Annotated in this window: 17 protein-coding genes; 9 read left to right on the forward strand and 8 right to left on the reverse strand. The window is 61.0% G+C overall.

The window, feature by feature from the left end:
* Positions 1–4: 4 nt before the first annotated feature.
* The 3 genes from ABID12_RS04670 to ABID12_RS04680 are packed head-to-tail and all read right to left on the reverse strand — an operon-like array spanning position 5 to position 3,032.
* Complete coding sequence (locus ABID12_RS04670; protein WP_354433315.1) at positions 5–382, reverse strand: DUF4870 family protein; 378 nt, start codon at positions 380–382, stop codon at positions 5–7.
* Positions 379–1,602, reverse strand: coding sequence for a glycolate oxidase subunit GlcE (gene glcE / locus ABID12_RS04675; RefSeq protein ID WP_354433316.1), 1,224 nt, complete (start codon positions 1,600–1,602; stop codon positions 379–381). Before glcE ends, ABID12_RS04670 begins: the two co-directional genes overlap by 4 nt.
* Positions 1,599–3,032, reverse strand: a complete 1,434-nt coding sequence (locus tag ABID12_RS04680) for an FAD-linked oxidase C-terminal domain-containing protein (RefSeq protein WP_354433317.1) — start codon at positions 3,030–3,032, stop codon at positions 1,599–1,601. The genes glcE and ABID12_RS04680 overlap by 4 nt, the downstream gene beginning before the upstream one ends.
* A gap of 126 nt (positions 3,033–3,158) precedes the next feature.
* On the opposite strand from ABID12_RS04680, the gene ABID12_RS04685 reads away from it, so the two are divergent.
* Positions 3,159–4,058 carry a LysR family transcriptional regulator gene (locus ABID12_RS04685; RefSeq protein WP_106310146.1) on the forward strand — a complete coding sequence of 300 codons (900 nt, stop codon included), beginning with the start codon at positions 3,159–3,161 and terminating at the stop codon, positions 4,056–4,058.
* A gap of 9 nt (positions 4,059–4,067) precedes the next feature.
* Here the strand turns inward: ABID12_RS04685 and ABID12_RS04690 are convergent, their stop codons facing one another.
* A complete protein-coding gene (locus ABID12_RS04690; RefSeq protein WP_106310149.1) occupies positions 4,068–4,232 on the reverse strand; it encodes a DUF1328 family protein in 165 nt (54 codons plus the stop codon).
* 249 nt (positions 4,233–4,481) lie between these two features.
* Here ABID12_RS04690 and ABID12_RS04695 point away from each other — a divergent pair, with 249 nt between their 5' ends.
* The 4 genes from ABID12_RS04695 to ABID12_RS04710 all read left to right on the forward strand — a co-directional run bounded on the left by ABID12_RS04695 (position 4,482) and on the right by ABID12_RS04710 (position 7,783).
* Positions 4,482–4,952, forward strand: coding sequence for an NUDIX hydrolase (locus tag ABID12_RS04695; protein WP_106310152.1), 471 nt, complete (start codon positions 4,482–4,484; stop codon positions 4,950–4,952).
* 76 nt (positions 4,953–5,028) lie between these two features.
* Entirely contained in the window at positions 5,029–5,766 is a 738-nt protein-coding gene (locus tag ABID12_RS04700) for a 16S rRNA (uracil(1498)-N(3))-methyltransferase (RefSeq protein WP_354433318.1), read from the forward strand.
* A 138-nt stretch (positions 5,767–5,904) separates the two neighbouring features.
* Entirely contained in the window at positions 5,905–7,278 is a 1,374-nt protein-coding gene (locus ABID12_RS04705) for a glutamate--cysteine ligase (protein WP_354433319.1), read from the forward strand.
* Between the two features lie 313 nt (positions 7,279–7,591).
* Entirely contained in the window at positions 7,592–7,783 is a 192-nt protein-coding gene (locus ABID12_RS04710) for a VOC family protein (protein ID WP_354433320.1), read from the forward strand.
* Positions 7,784–7,971: 188 nt separating this feature from the next.
* Here the strand turns inward: ABID12_RS04710 and ABID12_RS04715 are convergent, their stop codons facing one another.
* Positions 7,972–8,247, reverse strand: coding sequence for a DUF1127 domain-containing protein (locus ABID12_RS04715; RefSeq protein WP_354433321.1), 276 nt, complete (start codon positions 8,245–8,247; stop codon positions 7,972–7,974).
* 271 nt (positions 8,248–8,518) lie between these two features.
* On the opposite strand from ABID12_RS04715, the gene ABID12_RS04720 reads away from it, so the two are divergent.
* A complete protein-coding gene (locus tag ABID12_RS04720; protein ID WP_106310357.1) occupies positions 8,519–9,469 on the forward strand; it encodes a LysR substrate-binding domain-containing protein in 951 nt (316 codons plus the stop codon).
* Between the two features lie 75 nt (positions 9,470–9,544).
* Here ABID12_RS04720 and ABID12_RS04725 read toward each other — a convergent pair whose 3' ends face one another.
* Positions 9,545–11,044: a catalase gene (locus ABID12_RS04725; RefSeq protein ID WP_354433322.1), complete on the reverse strand. Its 1,500-nt coding sequence runs from the start codon at positions 11,042–11,044 to the stop codon at positions 9,545–9,547.
* A gap of 148 nt (positions 11,045–11,192) precedes the next feature.
* Between ABID12_RS04725 and ABID12_RS04730 the strand changes: the two genes are divergently transcribed.
* Both ABID12_RS04730 and ABID12_RS04735 read left to right on the forward strand, forming a co-directional pair.
* The gene (locus ABID12_RS04730) at positions 11,193–12,104 is read left to right on the forward strand and encodes a hydrogen peroxide-inducible genes activator (protein WP_354433323.1); all 912 of its coding nucleotides are present in this window, start codon (positions 11,193–11,195) and stop codon (positions 12,102–12,104) included.
* Positions 12,105–12,215: 111 nt separating this feature from the next.
* Positions 12,216–13,541, forward strand: a complete 1,326-nt coding sequence (locus ABID12_RS04735; protein ID WP_354433324.1) for a hypothetical protein — start codon at positions 12,216–12,218, stop codon at positions 13,539–13,541.
* Positions 13,542–13,543: 2 nt separating this feature from the next.
* Here the strand turns inward: ABID12_RS04735 and ABID12_RS04740 are convergent, their stop codons facing one another.
* Positions 13,544–14,215 carry an outer membrane protein gene (locus ABID12_RS04740; protein WP_354433325.1) on the reverse strand — a complete coding sequence of 224 codons (672 nt, stop codon included), beginning with the start codon at positions 14,213–14,215 and terminating at the stop codon, positions 13,544–13,546.
* Between the two features lie 187 nt (positions 14,216–14,402).
* On the opposite strand from ABID12_RS04740, the gene ABID12_RS04745 reads away from it, so the two are divergent.
* Complete coding sequence (locus ABID12_RS04745; protein ID WP_354433326.1) at positions 14,403–15,050, forward strand: DNA-3-methyladenine glycosylase I; 648 nt, start codon at positions 14,403–14,405, stop codon at positions 15,048–15,050.
* Here ABID12_RS04745 and ABID12_RS04750 read toward each other — a convergent pair.
* Positions 15,047–16,096 carry a YeiH family protein gene (locus ABID12_RS04750; protein WP_354433327.1) on the reverse strand — a complete coding sequence of 350 codons (1,050 nt, stop codon included), beginning with the start codon at positions 16,094–16,096 and terminating at the stop codon, positions 15,047–15,049. The two genes, ABID12_RS04745 and ABID12_RS04750, sit on opposite strands and share 4 nt — an antisense overlap.
* Positions 16,097–16,130: the final 34 nt, after the last annotated feature.

Genomic DNA, 16,130 nt, shown 5'->3' on the forward strand with positions numbered 1-16,130 from the left:
CTGCCTAGACCAGCCAGCTTTCCGGGCGCTCGATCGGCTCGGAACGGTTGACCTTCTGCAGGCCGACAATCACGCGGACGATGACCCAGACACCGGTTGCGACAAAACCGAGAATGCCGATGAGCACAAAGGTCAGCACGAAGGAAATCGCCGAGAACAGAAGCGCGATCCAGAAGGTGCGGATTGCCCAGGTATAGTGGGTCTTCAGCCAGTCCTCAGCCTTGTCCCGGTTTATGTAAGCCGAAATCAGGCCGATGATGCCGGCGATGAAGATCACGCAACTGACCAGATAGAGGATATAGATCAGGATGACGTTGTTCTTGGTCGGGTCCATCCATCCATCGCCAAAGCGTGGGGGCGGTGTCGTTTCGGGGTCGCTCATGCTGCCATCTCCTCGGTGTTGATCTTGCCGGGGCTGAATATCCCCTTGGGGTCGAGTTTCTGTTTGATCCGCGCTGAAAGTGCCGCGATTGCCGGTGCTTGCGGCTCGAAAGCGGGAATTGCGGCGCGCGCTTGCGGGTCTGCGCGCACCAGCGTTGCGTGCCCGCCGCCATGCGTCTTGACGAGCGCGCGCACCCGCTCGGCTTCCGGTGCGCCATCCATGCGCATCCATATGAGGCCGCCCTGCCAGTCGTAAAGCGCATCGACGGCAGCCTCGAGGCGAAGGGCGGCAACAAGTCTTGCGGCTTCGGACGGGGCGACGCTGACACGCCAGAGCGGCCGCAGCGATTTTTCGGCATAGGGCGCGACATCGCGGATTTCGCGCCACAATGTTTTCGTGTCGGAGCCGTCGCGTTCGAAAACCGGCCCGAGCGCGCTTGCATAGTCTTTCAGCTTTTCAGCCCGCACGGCGACCGATTCCGGCAGGCCTTCCAGCCGCAGGCAGGTGGCGCTGTCGCCTGGAAGTGCACCGGAGAGGAACGCGGAGCGGACACTGTAGGGCAGGTGGGCAGCACCCGAAACTTCCAGCGGCAGCGCCATGGCGGCCGCCATCAGGGCAATGGCGTCATCCTCGGTGAGGTCGGAAACGACGATGGTCGCGGCGGCCTTCGGGGCGGGCAGCACCTTGAAGGTCACCTCGGTCAGAAAACCGAGCGTGCCGTGGGAACCGGCCATCAGCCGCGCCAGATCGAGGCCGGTGACATTCTTCATCACCCGGCCGCCGGCCTTGATGCATTCGCCCTTGCCATTCACGAACCGCGCGCCGAGCAGATGGTCGCGTGCCGCTCCTGCCAGAGCAAAACGGCGGGGCCCGGAAACATTGGCCGCAAATACCCCGCCGATCGTCGGCGTGCCTTCGGTGTTCATGATGCCGCGATGGTCCATCGGCTCGAAGGCCAGGAACTGCCCGTTTTTGTGCAGCGCCGCCTCGATTTCCGCAAGCGGCGTTCCGGCCCGCGCCGTCATCACCATTTCGGATGGCTCATAGGCGACAATGCCGGAAAGCGCTGAAGACGACAGGCTGATCTCCGCCACGGGCGGATTGCCGAAGCCCGAGCGGGTGTTGCCGCCGCAAAGGGCAAGCGGCACGCCGCTTTCGAAGTGACGGGCGATGATGCCGGCAGCCTCTGCCTCGCTTTCAGGTGTCAGTCGTTCAGTCATTCTCGTCCCTCGAGCGGGAAAACCTTGGACGGGTTCAGGTTCCAGTCCGGATCGAAAGCCGCGCGCACCGCCATCTGCTGGCGCAGGTCGGTCTCGGAATACTGGTGGCGCATCAGGTCACGTTTCTCGATGCCCACGCCATGTTCCCCGGTCAGGCAGCCCCCGGCGTCGACGCAGAGTTTTAAAATTTCAGCGCCTGCCTCTTCCGCACGCGCGGCATCTTCCGGGTCGTTGATATTGTAGAGGATCAGCGGATGCATGTTGCCGTCGCCGGCGTGAAACACATTGGCGACGCGCAGGCCGTAACGGTCGGTGATCTCGCTGGTCTTCTGCAACACCCAGGACAGCTGGCTGAGCGGCACGGTGCCGTCCATGCAGATATAGTCGGCGATGCGCCCGGTGGCGCCGAAAGCGGACTTGCGGCCCTTCCAGATCAGTGCGGCTTCCGTTGCCGACTGGCTGCGACGGATCGCCATCACGGCGTGGCGTTCGGCAATCGCGACGATTTCGGCCAGCATTGCCTCCATCTCTGCTTCCGACCCCTCGACCTCGATGATCAGCAGCGCGCCGGCATCCAGCGGATAACCGGCCTTGGCGAAAGCCTCGCAGATTTCGATTGCCGGCTTGTCCATGAATTCGATGGCGACGGGAATGATGCCAGCGGCAATGATATCGGTGACGCAGGCACCGGCCTGTTCCGATGTCGGGAAACCGAACAGCACGGGGCGTGCGCCTTCCGGGCTTGCCAGCAGCCGGACGGTGGCCTCGGTAACAATGCCGAGCTGGCCCTCGGACCCGCAGACCAGCGCCATCAGGTCGTAGCCTCCGGAATCGAGCGCCTTGCCGCTGAGATCAATCACGGTGCCGTCGATCAGCACCAGTTTGACACCGAGCAGGTTGTTCGTGGTCACGCCGTATTTCAGGCAATGGGCACCACCGGAATTCATGCCGATATTGCCGCCGATGGTGCAGGCAAGCTGGGAGCTTGGATCGGGCGCGTAGAAAAAGCCTTCGGGCCTCACCGCTTCGGAAATGGCGATATTGGTGACGCCGGCCTGGACCACGGCCGCGCGGTTCGGCAGGTCGATGTCGAGAATGCGGTTCATGCGCGAAAGCCCGAGGATGATTGCATCCTCCTGGCCGATGGCGCCGCCCGAAAGCGAGGTGCCGGCCCCGCGCGGGACCACGGGAATGCCGTTTTCATGGCAATAGGCAAGCACGCTGGCCACCTGCTCCGTGGTTTCCGGCAGGCAGACAGCCAGCGGCACGCGGGTATAGGCAATGAAACCGTCGGTCTCGAACGGCACCAGTTCGCGCCCCTCGCTAACCAGCGCGTCATTGGGCAGCAGGGCTTGCAGATCGGAAATAATCTCGTCCCGCCGCGCCAGAACTTCAGCCTTTGGCGTGCTGAACGCAATTGCGCCTGACAAGGGCTCACCTCCGCATAACAGGAAACGCCATTCCGGCCGTTTCGATCTCCTGTCGCGTTCTAACACTGGCTGTAGAGCAAGACAAATGCTAACACTTGTTCCAAAATGGAAATAATGGTGAGGACTATGAACCTCAACGATATCGAGATCTTTGCCCGTGTGGCGGCAACCGGCAGCATGACCGAGGCGGCGCAGGAATTGCGCCTGTCGCCCGCCGTGGTTTCCAAGAGCATCAAACGGCTGGAGAGCGGCCTTGGCGCGCGACTGTTGCAGCGCACCACCCGCCGGGTGATGCTGACGGAAACCGGCCGTGGCTATTATGAGCGCATCCTGCCGGTTCTGGCCGGCGCGGAGGAGGCGCAGGCGTTTGTGGAGGGGCGCACGTCGGCTGTTCGCGGCCGGCTTCGCGTTTCCGCGCCGACATCTTTCGGGCGCATGCACATTGCGCCCCATCTGGCCACCTTCATGAATGCCCACGCGGCGCTGCAGATCGAGCTGCTGCTGAATGATTCATTCGTCGATATCGTCGCGGAAGGCTTCGATGTCGCCATCCGCATCGGCGAGTTGAGCGACAGCACGCTGGTGGCGCGCAAGCTTGCGCCCGTCCGGCGTGTCCTTTGTGCCGCGCCCGCCTATGTCGCGCGCATGGGACAGCCTGAAACCCTGGCCGCACTTGACCGCCATGTCTGCCTGCCGGCGCATAACGGCGAACACTGGAAGCTGGAAGGGCCTGAGGGGCCGGTCGCGCTGCGGCCGGAAGGCCGCCTTGTCACGAATTCGAGCGAGGTCATTCGCGAAGCGGTGCTGGCGGGCATGGGCATTGCACTGCGCTCCACCTGGGATATCGGGCCGGAGCTTGCCGAGGGACGGCTGGTTCAGATCCTTCCCGATTATGAAAGCCCGGACGATGTCGGGCTGTTTGCCGTCTATCCGAGCCGCAATTTCCTGCCCGAGAAAGTGCGGCTGTTCATCGATTTTCTGGCCAGGCTCTACGCCCCCGCATCCTATTGGGACAAGGGGGCGTGAGGTGTATCGTCAGGCCACGATCAGTATGCCGGTGACAAGCGAGATCAGGATAACGACAAGGACGATAAAGATCAGGATACGCGCAATGCCGGCCGAAAGGCCTGCCACGCCGCGGAATCCCAGAAGGCTCGCAACTGCTGCGATAATCAGCAATATCAGTATCCACTCAAGCATCGTTTTTCCTTTCCTCAAGGTCACATGTTGAAATGAAAACGGCGTCGCTGGCGGAAAGTTCCGCGATGCCCTGTGCTGGCGGCGGCGCGGCGGGATGGTTTTGCCGGGCGAAACCGAAATTTCATAAAAGCTTCACCTGCCGGTCGTTACGGCCTGTGCAAGCTGTGATAGAAACATCTTTTATCAAATTTGCAGGATATCCAGTCTGTGCTTCAGCAGGCATGACGTCCGGAAGGAAAACAGCGGGAAATGCCATCAGACAACAGGTTGGCTGCCAACAAGACCATGCGCGAAGCCCGCCAGCAATACGCCGCCCTCTGCTACAGGCTCACGAAAACCAAAAAGAAGACCGCGATCGAGGTTCTGCTGATCACCAGCCGCGATACCGGGCGCTGGGTGACGCCGAAGGGCTGGCCGATGGCCGACAAGGCCCCGCATGAAGTTGCCGCCCAGGAGGCTTTCGAGGAGGCCGGCATCCGGGGCAAGGTCTCGGAAAAGCCGCTGGGAAATTTTTCCTACCTGAAACGGCTCGACAATGGCACATCAGTTCCCTGTATCGTCGATCTGTTTCCGCTGCGGGTGCGCAAGGCCAAATCGAAATATCCCGAAGCCGATGAGCGCACGCGCAAATGGACCTCGCCGGAAGAGGCGGCCGAACTGGTGCAGGAAAGCGAACTGAAAACCCTGCTGATCGATTTCATCAACCGTCTCGACGGCTGAGGTTTCCTGCTGTCCGGGGATTCTGATCCGGTATAATTTGTACTAGGCTACCCGCATTCGAATCGCGGGAGCCTTTATGCGCGCCAATTATCGCCTGCAGCGCCTTTTTGTGGATGCCGAACTCTCCGTCGGCGCACAATTTGAAGCCGACAAGGATCAGTTCCATTATCTTGCCCATGTCATCCGTGCCGAGGAGGGAAGCGAGCTTCTGCTCTTCAACGGGCGTGACGGGGAGTGGTTGTCGCGGCTTTCCTATCCGACCCGCAAGAAGATCGTGCTTGAGCCGATCGAGCAAACCCGCCCGCAGCCGCCTTTGCCTGACCTGACCTATCTGTTCGCCCCGCTGAAGGTCGGGCGGATGGACTATATGGTGCAAAAAGCCGTCGAGATGGGGGCAGGGCGCATCCAGCCCGTTCTGACACAGCATGTTCAGGGCAAGCCTGCAAAACCCGAGCGGCTACGGGCCAATATTGCCGAGGCTGCCGAGCAATGCGGTGTGCTCGCCGTCCCCGAACTGGAAGACCCGGTGAAGCTTTCAGACCTTATGGAAAACTGGGACGACGGGCGGCGGCTGATCTTCTGCGACGAGGCCGACGCGCACCAGAACCCGGTAACCGCGCTTGCGGGTATTCAGGAGAAAAAACTGGCGCTGCTGATCGGGCCGGAGGGTGGTTTTTCCGATGATGAGCGTGCTCTTTTGCGGGCACAGCCGTTTGTGACGCCAATACCGCTCGGTCCGCGCATTCTGCGCGCCGATACCGCTGCCGTTGCCGCCCTTGCCGTCATTCAGGCCACAATCGGCGACTGGATGTGAAATCAGCGCGCACACAAACGGGTCACGTCCACGTGCATTTACGCCCCAATCAAGGAAATTGACTTGATCGTCCGGAAAAACCGGGCCAATAGCGGGGACGACCGGCCCGAACCGGCATTTGATATCGAGGACGCTTCCATGGCCCGTGACATTTCCGACGACACGCCGATTACCGACACGGCAGAACTCGCTGCCTATCTGGAAACCGGCTGCAAGCCCGAAGCCGAATTCCGGATCGGCACCGAGCATGAGAAATTTCCTTTCTTCAAGGCCGACAATTCGCCGGTTCCCTATGCGGGCGAGCACTCGATTTCCGCCATTCTGGCGGGCATGAAGGAAAAGCTCGGCTGGGATGCCATCATGGATGGCGACAATATCATCGGTCTTGCCGAACCCGCCGGCATGGGCGCGATCTCGCTGGAGCCGGGCGGCCAGTTCGAACTTTCGGGCGCCGCCGTGAAGACCCTGCACGAGACCTGTCGGGAATCGAACCGGCATCTGGCGGTGCTGCGCGCCGTGGCCGAACCGATGGGGATCGGTTTCCTCGGTGTCGGCGGCAGCCCGAAATGGCGCCTTGAAGAAACCCCGCGCATGCCGAAATCGCGCTACGAGATCATGACCCGCTATATGCCGAAAGTCGGCAGCCAGGGCCTCGACATGATGTATCGGACCTGCACGATCCAGGTGAATGTCGATTTCTCCTCGGAAGCCGACATGCGCCGCAAAATGGCGCTGTCGCAAAAGCTGCAGCCGCTGGCAACCGCGCTGTTTGCGTCCTCGCCTTTCACCGAGGGAAAACCGAACGGGCTGCTGTCGTGGCGCGGCGATATCTGGCGCGATACCGACAATAACCGTTCCGGCCTGCTGGACTGCGCCTTTGAGCCGGGCTTCGGGTTCGAGCGCTATGTCGAATGGGCGCTGGATGTGCCGATGTATTTCATCATCCGCGACGGGCGCTATCGCGACTGCACCGACATCACCTTCCGCCAGTTCATGGCCGGTGCGTTGAAGGGCGAGATCGAGGCATGGCAGCCGACCATGGGCGACTGGACCAATCACCTCTCGACGCTGTTTCCCGATGTGCGGCTGAAGCGTTTTCTGGAAATGCGCGGCGCTGACGGCGGCACCTGGCGGCGCATCTGTGCGCTGCCGTCCTTCTGGGTCGGCCTGCTTTACGATGCAGGCGCCATGGATCAGGCTGAACAGCTGACGGCGGACTGGTCGATTGCCGATATCCACCGCCTGCGTGATGAGGTTCCCCGTCTTGCGCTGAAGGCCGAAATGGGTGGCCGCTCGCTGCTTGATGTCGGTCGCGATGTGATCGAGATCGCGCGGGCGGGACTGAAAGCCCGCAACAATCTCAATGCCAGCGGTCAGAGCGAGGCGGTGTTCCTGATGACGCTTGACGAGATCATCGCCAAGAAGGCGACCTTTGCAGAGGATCTTCTCGCGCTCTATAACGGCCGCTGGAACGGCTCGGTCGATCCGCTGTTTGCTGAATTTCAGTACTAGAAGTCGGGACAAAGAGCCGGAAACTGGTCTTTCCAAAATCCGCTGCTGAACAGTCGTCAATTTCCAAACGACAGGCACCTGTTGCCGGTCTATAGTCGCCGCATCCGGTTTTGAGCGGAGGCTTTGCGATGGGTGTTACAGGGATTGGCGGTTTCTTTTCCGGGCGCGTGATCAGGAGGCGCTTCGCGTCTGGTATGCCGAACATCTCGATGTTGGCTCGGTGCCCTACGGAAGCTGGGAGACGGCATCCGGCCCTTCGGTGTTTGCGCCGTTTCCGGCCGATTCCGATTATTTTCCGGAAGATCGCAGCTTCATGCTTAACCTGCGTACCGACGACCTCGACGGGCTGTGTGACAGTCTGCGGGCGGCGGGTATTGCGGTGATCACCAATCCCGACTGGGATATGCCCGGTGTCGGTCGCTTCGCGCGCATTCACGATCCCGAAGGCAATCCCCTCGAACTCTGGCAGCCGGACACGCGCGGACAAAAAAGCCCGGAAACATGAGTTTCCGGGCAAAATGCAGAGTGAAGGCTGAACCACTCTGCGGGGAAAATGACGCTTATCTCCGGCCGTGGTTGGGAATACGACCTTCAAACCGACGTCAAATCTTCAAAAGCAATGCGCAATACCGGCGATGTCGGATGCGCAGAACCGGACGGGCATAAAGCCCGCCTGCCATCAATGGCCGGCTGTCAGAGCACCATGCGCTGGGCGCGGTTGCAGGCTGCCTGCTGCAGCTCCACCATCGGGTCTTCCTTGACGGTGCTCATGTAGGCGCGCTCGACTTCAGCGCGGTCAAGGCCGATATCCTTCAAAAGAGCATCGTCCATTTCGTTCATGTAGCGGATGGCCGACCGGTTTCTCACAAAGCGTGCGACAGCGGCGCGAAACGCGCGCAGTCCTTCTATCCAGAAGTGGGGCCGGTGCGCCAGAGACCGGCTTTCAGACGCTCTTTCAATCAACGACATTGTCGCCTCCTTCGGTCGGCCGCTCCCATTGTGGTTGCGGCCCGGTAAACAGTTCCGGCTGCATTCCCTCCACGCACGTTTCGATGCGCCTGCGTCCGGTCAAATGTGAGCAAACCGAAAAAAACGTGCTGCTGCCACCCGATTCATGCCAGGGTGCGTTGCGCTGCCAATGGAATGCTCATTTCGTTGTTTGACAAAATGGTGATTCCTTATTGATCAGTCCAACGAATGTTTCTAATATCAAACATCAATAGTGTTGATGGGTGGTTTTATGGTTGCGCCTTTGGATATCGATCAGCTTCAGACCTTCGTTTCCATCGTGGACAACGGGTCGTTCACACGTGCTGCAGAACAGGTGTTCAAGACCCAGTCGGCCGTGTCGATGCAGATGCGCCGGCTTGAGGAGCGGATCGGCAAACAGCTGTTTACCAAGGATGGCCGCGGGGTGCGGCTGACGGACGAGGGCGACAAGCTCCTGAATTATGCGCGCCGTATCATCCGGCTCAACAACGAAGCGATTTCGGCTTTCGATGACAATCGCCTCGAAGGCCTGATCCGCATCGGCACGCCGGATGATTATGCCGACCGCTACATGCCCGATATCATCAACCGGTTTGCGAAATCGCATCCCAATGTCGAGCTTTATATCGTTTGCGAGGATTCCAACGATCTGGTCGAACGGCTGAAGCGGGGCGAGCTGGATATGGCGCTGGTCACCCACAATCCGCGCACGCGCAATTCCGAAGTTGTCCGCACCGAGCCGCTGTGCTGGGTTGCCTCTGCCAACCACGCCCTGCCGATAGACCGCCCCGTGCCGCTTGCCGTCGGGCGTCGTGACTGCCGCTGGCGTCAGCTGGCGATCTCTGCCCTTGAAGGCGTGGATCGCGAATATCGCGTTCTGTTTACCAGCTGGTCGGCAACGGTGGTGGCATCAGCCGTGCTTGCCGGCATGGCGATCTCGATCCTGCCGGAATCAGCGCTGCGCAACGGCATGCGCGTGCTTTCCCAGGCCGATGGCTTTCCGCCGCTGCCGCCGGTTCAGATCGGCCTGATGAAGCGGCCCGGCGCTTCTGTTTCGCTGACAAATGCGCTCTCCAACCACATCATCGCCTCGCTCGACAACATCAGCGCGGTGGACGTGTCTTCGGATATCGATCTGGGCGTGAAGGCGCTGTCGCGTCCGCAGCGGATGAAGCAGGGACATGTTTCTGCCAGCTGGTAGGCGCTGGCCGATCGCTACACAAAAAAAGGCCGACGCGGATGACGCCGGCCTCCGGACCGTTTTCAACGGCTGAGCTTATTCCGCGGCGTTCGGTGTTCCCGGCGTCGAGATCGCGTTGGCCTCGTAGCCGTGGGCTTCCTTCAGCGCGGCGCGCACGCCGGCCTCATAGTCGGGGTGGACCTGTTTGAACAGGGCGAGCTGGCGCTCGATGATCTCGCCCGGCACGCCGCCCATGGCCGCGGCAACATTGGCGAACAGACGCGCCTTCTGACCGTCATCGAACAGTTCGAACAATGCGCGGGGCTGTGAGAAGTCATCATTGCCCTCACGATGATTGAACCGGCCCATATTGCCTTCGATTGCGAGCGGCGGCTCCATGGCCGACTTGTCCTCGACCGCGCCACCCATGCTGTTGGGTTCGTAATAGGCATCAGTTGCCCCGGTCTTCTGGCCGAAGAAGTTCATCTGGCCATCCTTGTGGTAGTGATGGACCGGACATTTCGGCGCGTTGACCGGCAGCGCCTCGTAATGGGTGCCGAGACGGTAGCGGTGGGCGTCTGCGTAGGAGAAGATGCGCGCCTGCAGCATCTTGTCCGGCGAATGCGAGATGCCGGGGACGATATTGGAGGGCGAGAACGCCGCCTGCTCGATTTCGGCGAAGTAATTGTCGGCGTTGCGGTTCAATTCCATATAACCGACATCGATCGGCGGATAGTCGCTGTGCGGCCAGACCTTGGTGAGATCGAACGGGTTATAGGATGTCTTGTCGGCGTCCGCTTCCGGCATGATCTGCACCTGCAGCTTCCAGCGCGGATATTTGCCGGTCTCGACCTTGTCGAACAGCGCTTCCTGATAGGTTTCGCGGCTCTTGCCGACCAGCTTTTCGGCCTCATCATTGGTGTAGTGCTGATGGCCCTGTTCCGTCTTGAAATGGAACTTGACCCAGAAGCGTTCGCCGGCCTCGTTCCACAGCGAATAGGTGTGCGAGCCGTAGCCGTTCATGAAGGTCGGGTCGACCGGGATGCCGCGGTCGGACATCAGAATGGTGACCTGATGCAGGCTTTCCGGCGACAGCGACCAGAAATCCCACATTGCCGTCGGGGAGCGCAGATTGGTGCGCGGGTGGCGCTTCTGCGTGTGGATGAAATCCGGGAACTTGTAGGGATCGCGGACGAAGAACACCGGCGTGTTGTTGCCGACCAGATCCCAGTTTCCGTCTTCGGTGTAGAATTTCAGGGCAAAGCCGCGCACATCGCGCTCGGCATCTGCCGCACCCAGTTCGCCGGCGACGGTGGAAAAACGCGCGAGCATCGGCGTTTCCGCCCCCGGCTGGAGACACTTGGCCTTGGTGTATTGCGAAATGTCGCCGGTGATTTTCAGCGTGCCGAACGCGCCCCAGCCCTTGGCATGCACCACGCGCTCGGGGATGCGCTCACGGTTCTGGTGGGCGAGCTTTTCGATCAGCTGATAATCCTGGATCATCACGCCGCCGCGCGGGCCGGCGGTGATCGAGTTCTGGTTGTCCGGCAGCGCAGCGCCGGCCGTCGTCGTCAATGTCGGTTTCTTGTCGGTCATGGTTTCCTCCTTCTCTGGACATATTGTCATGCCGAAAACACGGCATTTTCACGGCGTGTGCCGCAAACTTGGGGACGCAGTAAAATCATCGCATTGGTTTGGAATAATTTCCAATTGTGATTTCTGTATTTTTAGATAAGAAAAACCTATGGTAACGCTCAAACAACTCCGCTATTTCGAAGCGCTGGCGCGCGAACGCCATTTTGGCCATGCCGCCGAGACGGTGAATGTCAGCCAGCCCGCACTTTCCGCGCAGATCATGGAGATGGAGGCCGATCTGGGTGTGCGGCTTGTCGAGCGCGGCCGCCGACAGGTTCTGCTGACGCCGGAGGGCAAGCGCGTGCTTGGCCATGCGGGCACGGTGCTTGCGGCGATGGCTGCGCTGGAGCGTGCGGCAAAGCCGTCCGTCACGCCGCTTTCGGGCCCTCTCGCCATTGGCCTCATTCCCACCGTTGCGCCCTATCTGATCCCCGGGCTCGTACCCTATCTGAACACGCATTTTCCCGATGCCGAGGTCTCCCTGAGGGAGGCGGTCACCGACCGGCTGCTTGATGATCTTGAGGCGGGAACGCTTGATGTGGTGATTGCCGCGCTGCCGCTGGAGCGCGACGGGCTTTCAACCGTAAAGCTGTTCGAGGACCGGTTCTTCATGGCCGTCGCGCGCAATGACACGACCGTGCTGGCCTCTCCGCTGACACAGGCGAGTATTGCGCCCGAACGGCTGCTGCTGCTGGAGGAGGGGCACTGCCTGCGCGATCAGGCGCTGGCGCTTTGCACCCGCACGCCGCGGCGGGCCATTGTCAATGTCGGCGCCACCTCGATGACGACGCTGCTGCAGATGGTTGCAAACGACATGGGCATGACGCTGATACCGGAGATGGCCATTGCGGCGGAAACCGCGCGCACCGCGCTTTCGATATTGCCCTTTGCGGACCCGATGCCGGCGCGCTCCATCGGCCTTGCCTGGCGGCGTTCGGATGCGCGCAAAGGCGACATGACCGCGCTTACAGAGGCCATTATGGCCTGCCGACAGCCGTCACCGCCGCATAAAACGCGTTGATCGTGTCACCGGGGTGTCAACAGAGATAGCTATTTCTCTACAGACACGGCATGATTGCGGTGACGGGCGCCGGGGGCTTGGCGTCGCCCCCGCATTCAGGAGAGGGACATCATGATCGATACGGCAAAACGGCTGCTCACTGCAGCATTGTTGGCACTGATACCATCGGTGGTGTTTGCCGATGATGATGTCATGGTCTTTGGCGGCGATACCTATGCCAGCGGGAAAATGTCCAACCTCGATACGGACAGCCCGCGCAGCGCTTTCGTCTCGGGTTTTTCAGCCTCCCTTGACGGCCCGGTGGCCAAGGACGCCCATATCGCCGGCGGTCATGTCAGCGTCGATGCGCCCGTTTCCGGCGACCTCTATGCGGCCGGTGTCTGGGTTGCGGTCGATGGTCCGGTCGGCGGTGATCTGTCGGTCTCGGCCTATTCGGTCGCGGTCGAAACGAAAGCCACGGTCGGCGGCAACAGCCGGATCGCTGCCCGCTCGGTCGAGATTGACTCCGATCTTGCCGGCAGCCTGCTGGCGGTGGCGCAGGATGTCACCATCAACGGTACGATCACCGGCGATGTGATGCTGGCGGTCGACAATCTGACCTTCGGACCCGATGCGAAGATTGCAGGACTGCTGTCCTATGTCGGGCCGCAGAATATCGAAATCCCCGAAAGCGTGATCGCGGCCGATCGCGTCATCCACCGGCGGGTTGCCGGTGCGGCGCTCTCCTCGCTGGCGCAGATGACGGCGGCGGGCGAAGCGCTGCATGACCTGCGCGAAAACGGCACCGTGCGCACGGCAGCCGAAATTGCCGCAGGCAAGGAAGCGGTGAAGATCGCCGGGGAAAAGACCTTCGGCCACGACGACGGTTTCTGGGCGCTGCTGGCTGGTTTTCTGGTGACGCTGATCGCCTACGTTATCGTCGCTGCGATCTTCTTCAACTTTGTGCCCATACGCACAGAGGCGACCCGCGCGCGCCTGATGGCAAAGCCGCTTGCGTCGCTGTGCTACGGCTTTCTGGCGCTGTCCATGCTGGTGGGCGCGGTGCCGGTTGCGGCGATCACGATTGTCGGCATCGTCTTCATTCCCTTTGTGGTGCTGGCGATCTTCGTTGGCTGCGTGCTGGCCTATCTGGTGGCAGCCTATGCCTTTGCCTGGGCGATCCTGTCGCGGATCAAACCGATATCCCCATCGCTGACCAACAAGCTGCTGGCGACGGCTGCGGGTATCGTTCTTTTGTCGATGACACACTACCTCTGGTTCTTCGGCTGGATCATCAATCTCGCCGTGGTTCTGATGGGGCTTGGCGCGCTGGCTGCCGTCTGCGGCCGGCGGATGCTCTCGCGAAAGGATGGTCCGGCCGCGACCGCGCCGGAGAACATCGAGCCGCAAGGTGCCCCGGCGCGCGAGAACGGCGAGGGGCCGGCTGGACAGCCGTAACGTCAGAAGCTGAAACTGACGCCGAGATTGACGGCGTTGGTCCAGATATTACTCTTCATGCTGTCGCCGCTGTCGATATTGACATCGACCCAGGAATAGTTGGCCTTGTATTCAAGGAAGGCGTCCCAGTTTCGGGCGAAGCTGTAGGCGAGGCCGGCCTGGGCCTGAAGGGTCGGCCCGCCGAACTGATAGCCGTAGGTTCTGCCCGAAGGCCGGGTGACCTCGACATGCGGCACGTTGATGCCGGCGCCAAGGCCGACATAGGGCGTCCATTTGCTGTCATTCAGCGGAAAGCGGTAGAGCGCGTTCAGCGTCAGCAGGTTGAGGCCATCGGAGTATTCGAAATGGCTCCAGCCTGCTTTCGCCAGCGTTTCATCATCGGCATAGACCTTGGTGTGACTGAAATCGAGCGCGATGCCGAGATTGGGCATCTGATAGTCATCCAGCCACAGCGTCCCGCGCGCGCCCCAGTAGACGGGCCACGTAAAGGAACGTCCTTCCCAGCCGGCGGTAAATGCGCGCACGCCATCGATATCGATTTCCGAATACGGGGCGGACTGATAGCCGCCGTAAAGCGAAAGCGCCATCTCCGCCGCGGCAGAACCCGCCGATCCCGCCATCGCGGCAAAAGCGAGGGAGATGAGGGAAGCTCTTTGCAAAAATGGAGAAAGCATTGGCAACGGTACTCTTGGGAGAGGATTTTATACTGCATGCAACCTGAATATAGTATGTTTAAAATTGCCTTAAAATGCAATTCAGAATTGTGTTATCCACACTTCTCTAGCGTGCGCCCAAACGCGGCCTTGCGAATGATCCGAAAACATGTTTCTGTTTTGTTCTTGGTGGAATCAGGAGAGATACGTGACGGATAAACCGGGTCTGATCGCGAGCGAAGATGGCAAGCTTCGCTGTTTCTGGCATGGCAATCTGCCGGATTATCTGCGTTATCACGATGAGGAATGGGGCCGTCCCGTCACCGATGATTTTCGGCTGTTCGAGAAAATCTGCCTTGAAGGGTTTCAGTCGGGGCTTTCCTGGCTGACCATTTTGCGCAAGCGCGAAAACTTCCGTGACGCTTTTGACGGTTTCGATTTTCACAAGGTCGCCCGCTATTCCGAAGCCGATGTCGAGCGGCTTCTGGGCAATGCCGGGATCATCCGCCATCGCGGCAAGATCGAGGCGACGATCAACAATGCCGGCCGCGCCATCGAGATGGAGCGCGAATTCGGCTCGCTTGCCGCCTGGTTCTGGGCGCGGGAGCCGGGCCCGGACGAACGGCCCGAGACCGTCGACCGCCAGACGCTTGTCGCCAATCCGACGACGCCGGTTTCCGTGAAGATTTCGAAGGAACTGAAAAAGCGTGGCTGGAAATTCGTCGGCCCCACAACCGTCTATGCCTTCATGCAGGCCATGGGGTTGGTCAACGACCACCTCGAAGGCTGCTGCTGCCGGGGCGAGGTGGAAAGGCTGAGGGCGGAACTGGTCCGCCCGGCGATCAGATCGGCTTAGCCGATCTGCAATACGAAGATCAGGCCAAGCGCGATCGCCGTCAGCACGAGGATGGAGAGGATCGCGGTGGCGATCACCCGGCCGCCGGCACGGCCGAGCGAGCGGACATCGACCGCAAGCCCGAGGGCGGCCATGGCAAGCACGGTGAGCGCATTCGACGTATGGGCCAACGACGGCACAACAGCCTCGGGAATGGCGCCGGCCGAACGCAGCGCCATCATCAGCGCAAAGCCGATGATGAACCACGGGGCGACATGCCTGAGCCTCACCTTTGCCCCGGCGCCGTTGGAGGCGGCGCGTGCGCTCATGCCAAGCGTGAACAGCACGGGGCCGAGCATCATCACCCGGATGAGCTTGACCAGTGTGCCGGTCTGCACGGCGATCACGCCGCCCGGCTGGGCGGCGGCCAGCACCTGCGGCACGGCATAGACGGTGAGTCCCGACAGCACGCCATATTGCGGCCCGGTCAGCCCGAACCCGACAAGCGCCAGCGGCAGCGCCAGCACCATGACGACGCCGAGCACGGCGGTAAACGCGATGGCCGAAGCGATATCCTCCGGCTCCGCATCGATGACCGGGGCGGCAGCGGCAATTGCCGAATTGCCGCAGATGGAGTTGCCGCAGGCCACCAGCGTGGCCAGCTTGTGTTTCAGCCCGAGGCCTCGGCCGATCCCGTAGGAAATCGCGATGGCCGCAACCACGGTAAACACGATGCCCAGCACCAGCGCCGGGCCGGCTGCCTTCAGCGCCTGCATGCTGATCGACGCGCCAAGCAGCACAATGGCGACTTCGAGCACGAATTTCTCGCAGAAGCGAATCCCGGGCGTGAATGCTGCCGGCAGGTTGATGAGCGAGCGGATCGCCGTGCCGATCAGGATGGCGAGCACCAGGTTTTCAACGAAGCGATGTTCGGTTAGATGCACTTCGACCGCCTCCAGCCCGAAGGCTGCCAGCGCGACGATGCATGACAGCACGATGCCGGGCGCCAGCGACAGAAAGGGGGCGGCCCATGGATGGGTGTTTTCGTTTTGAAGAGCAATGCGCATCGGAAAATCCTGTGTTACGCAAAGCATGTCATGC

This window comes from Martelella mangrovi (genome assembly GCF_040545495.1).
Classification (GTDB): Bacteria; Pseudomonadota; Alphaproteobacteria; order Rhizobiales; family Rhizobiaceae; genus Martelella; species Martelella mangrovi.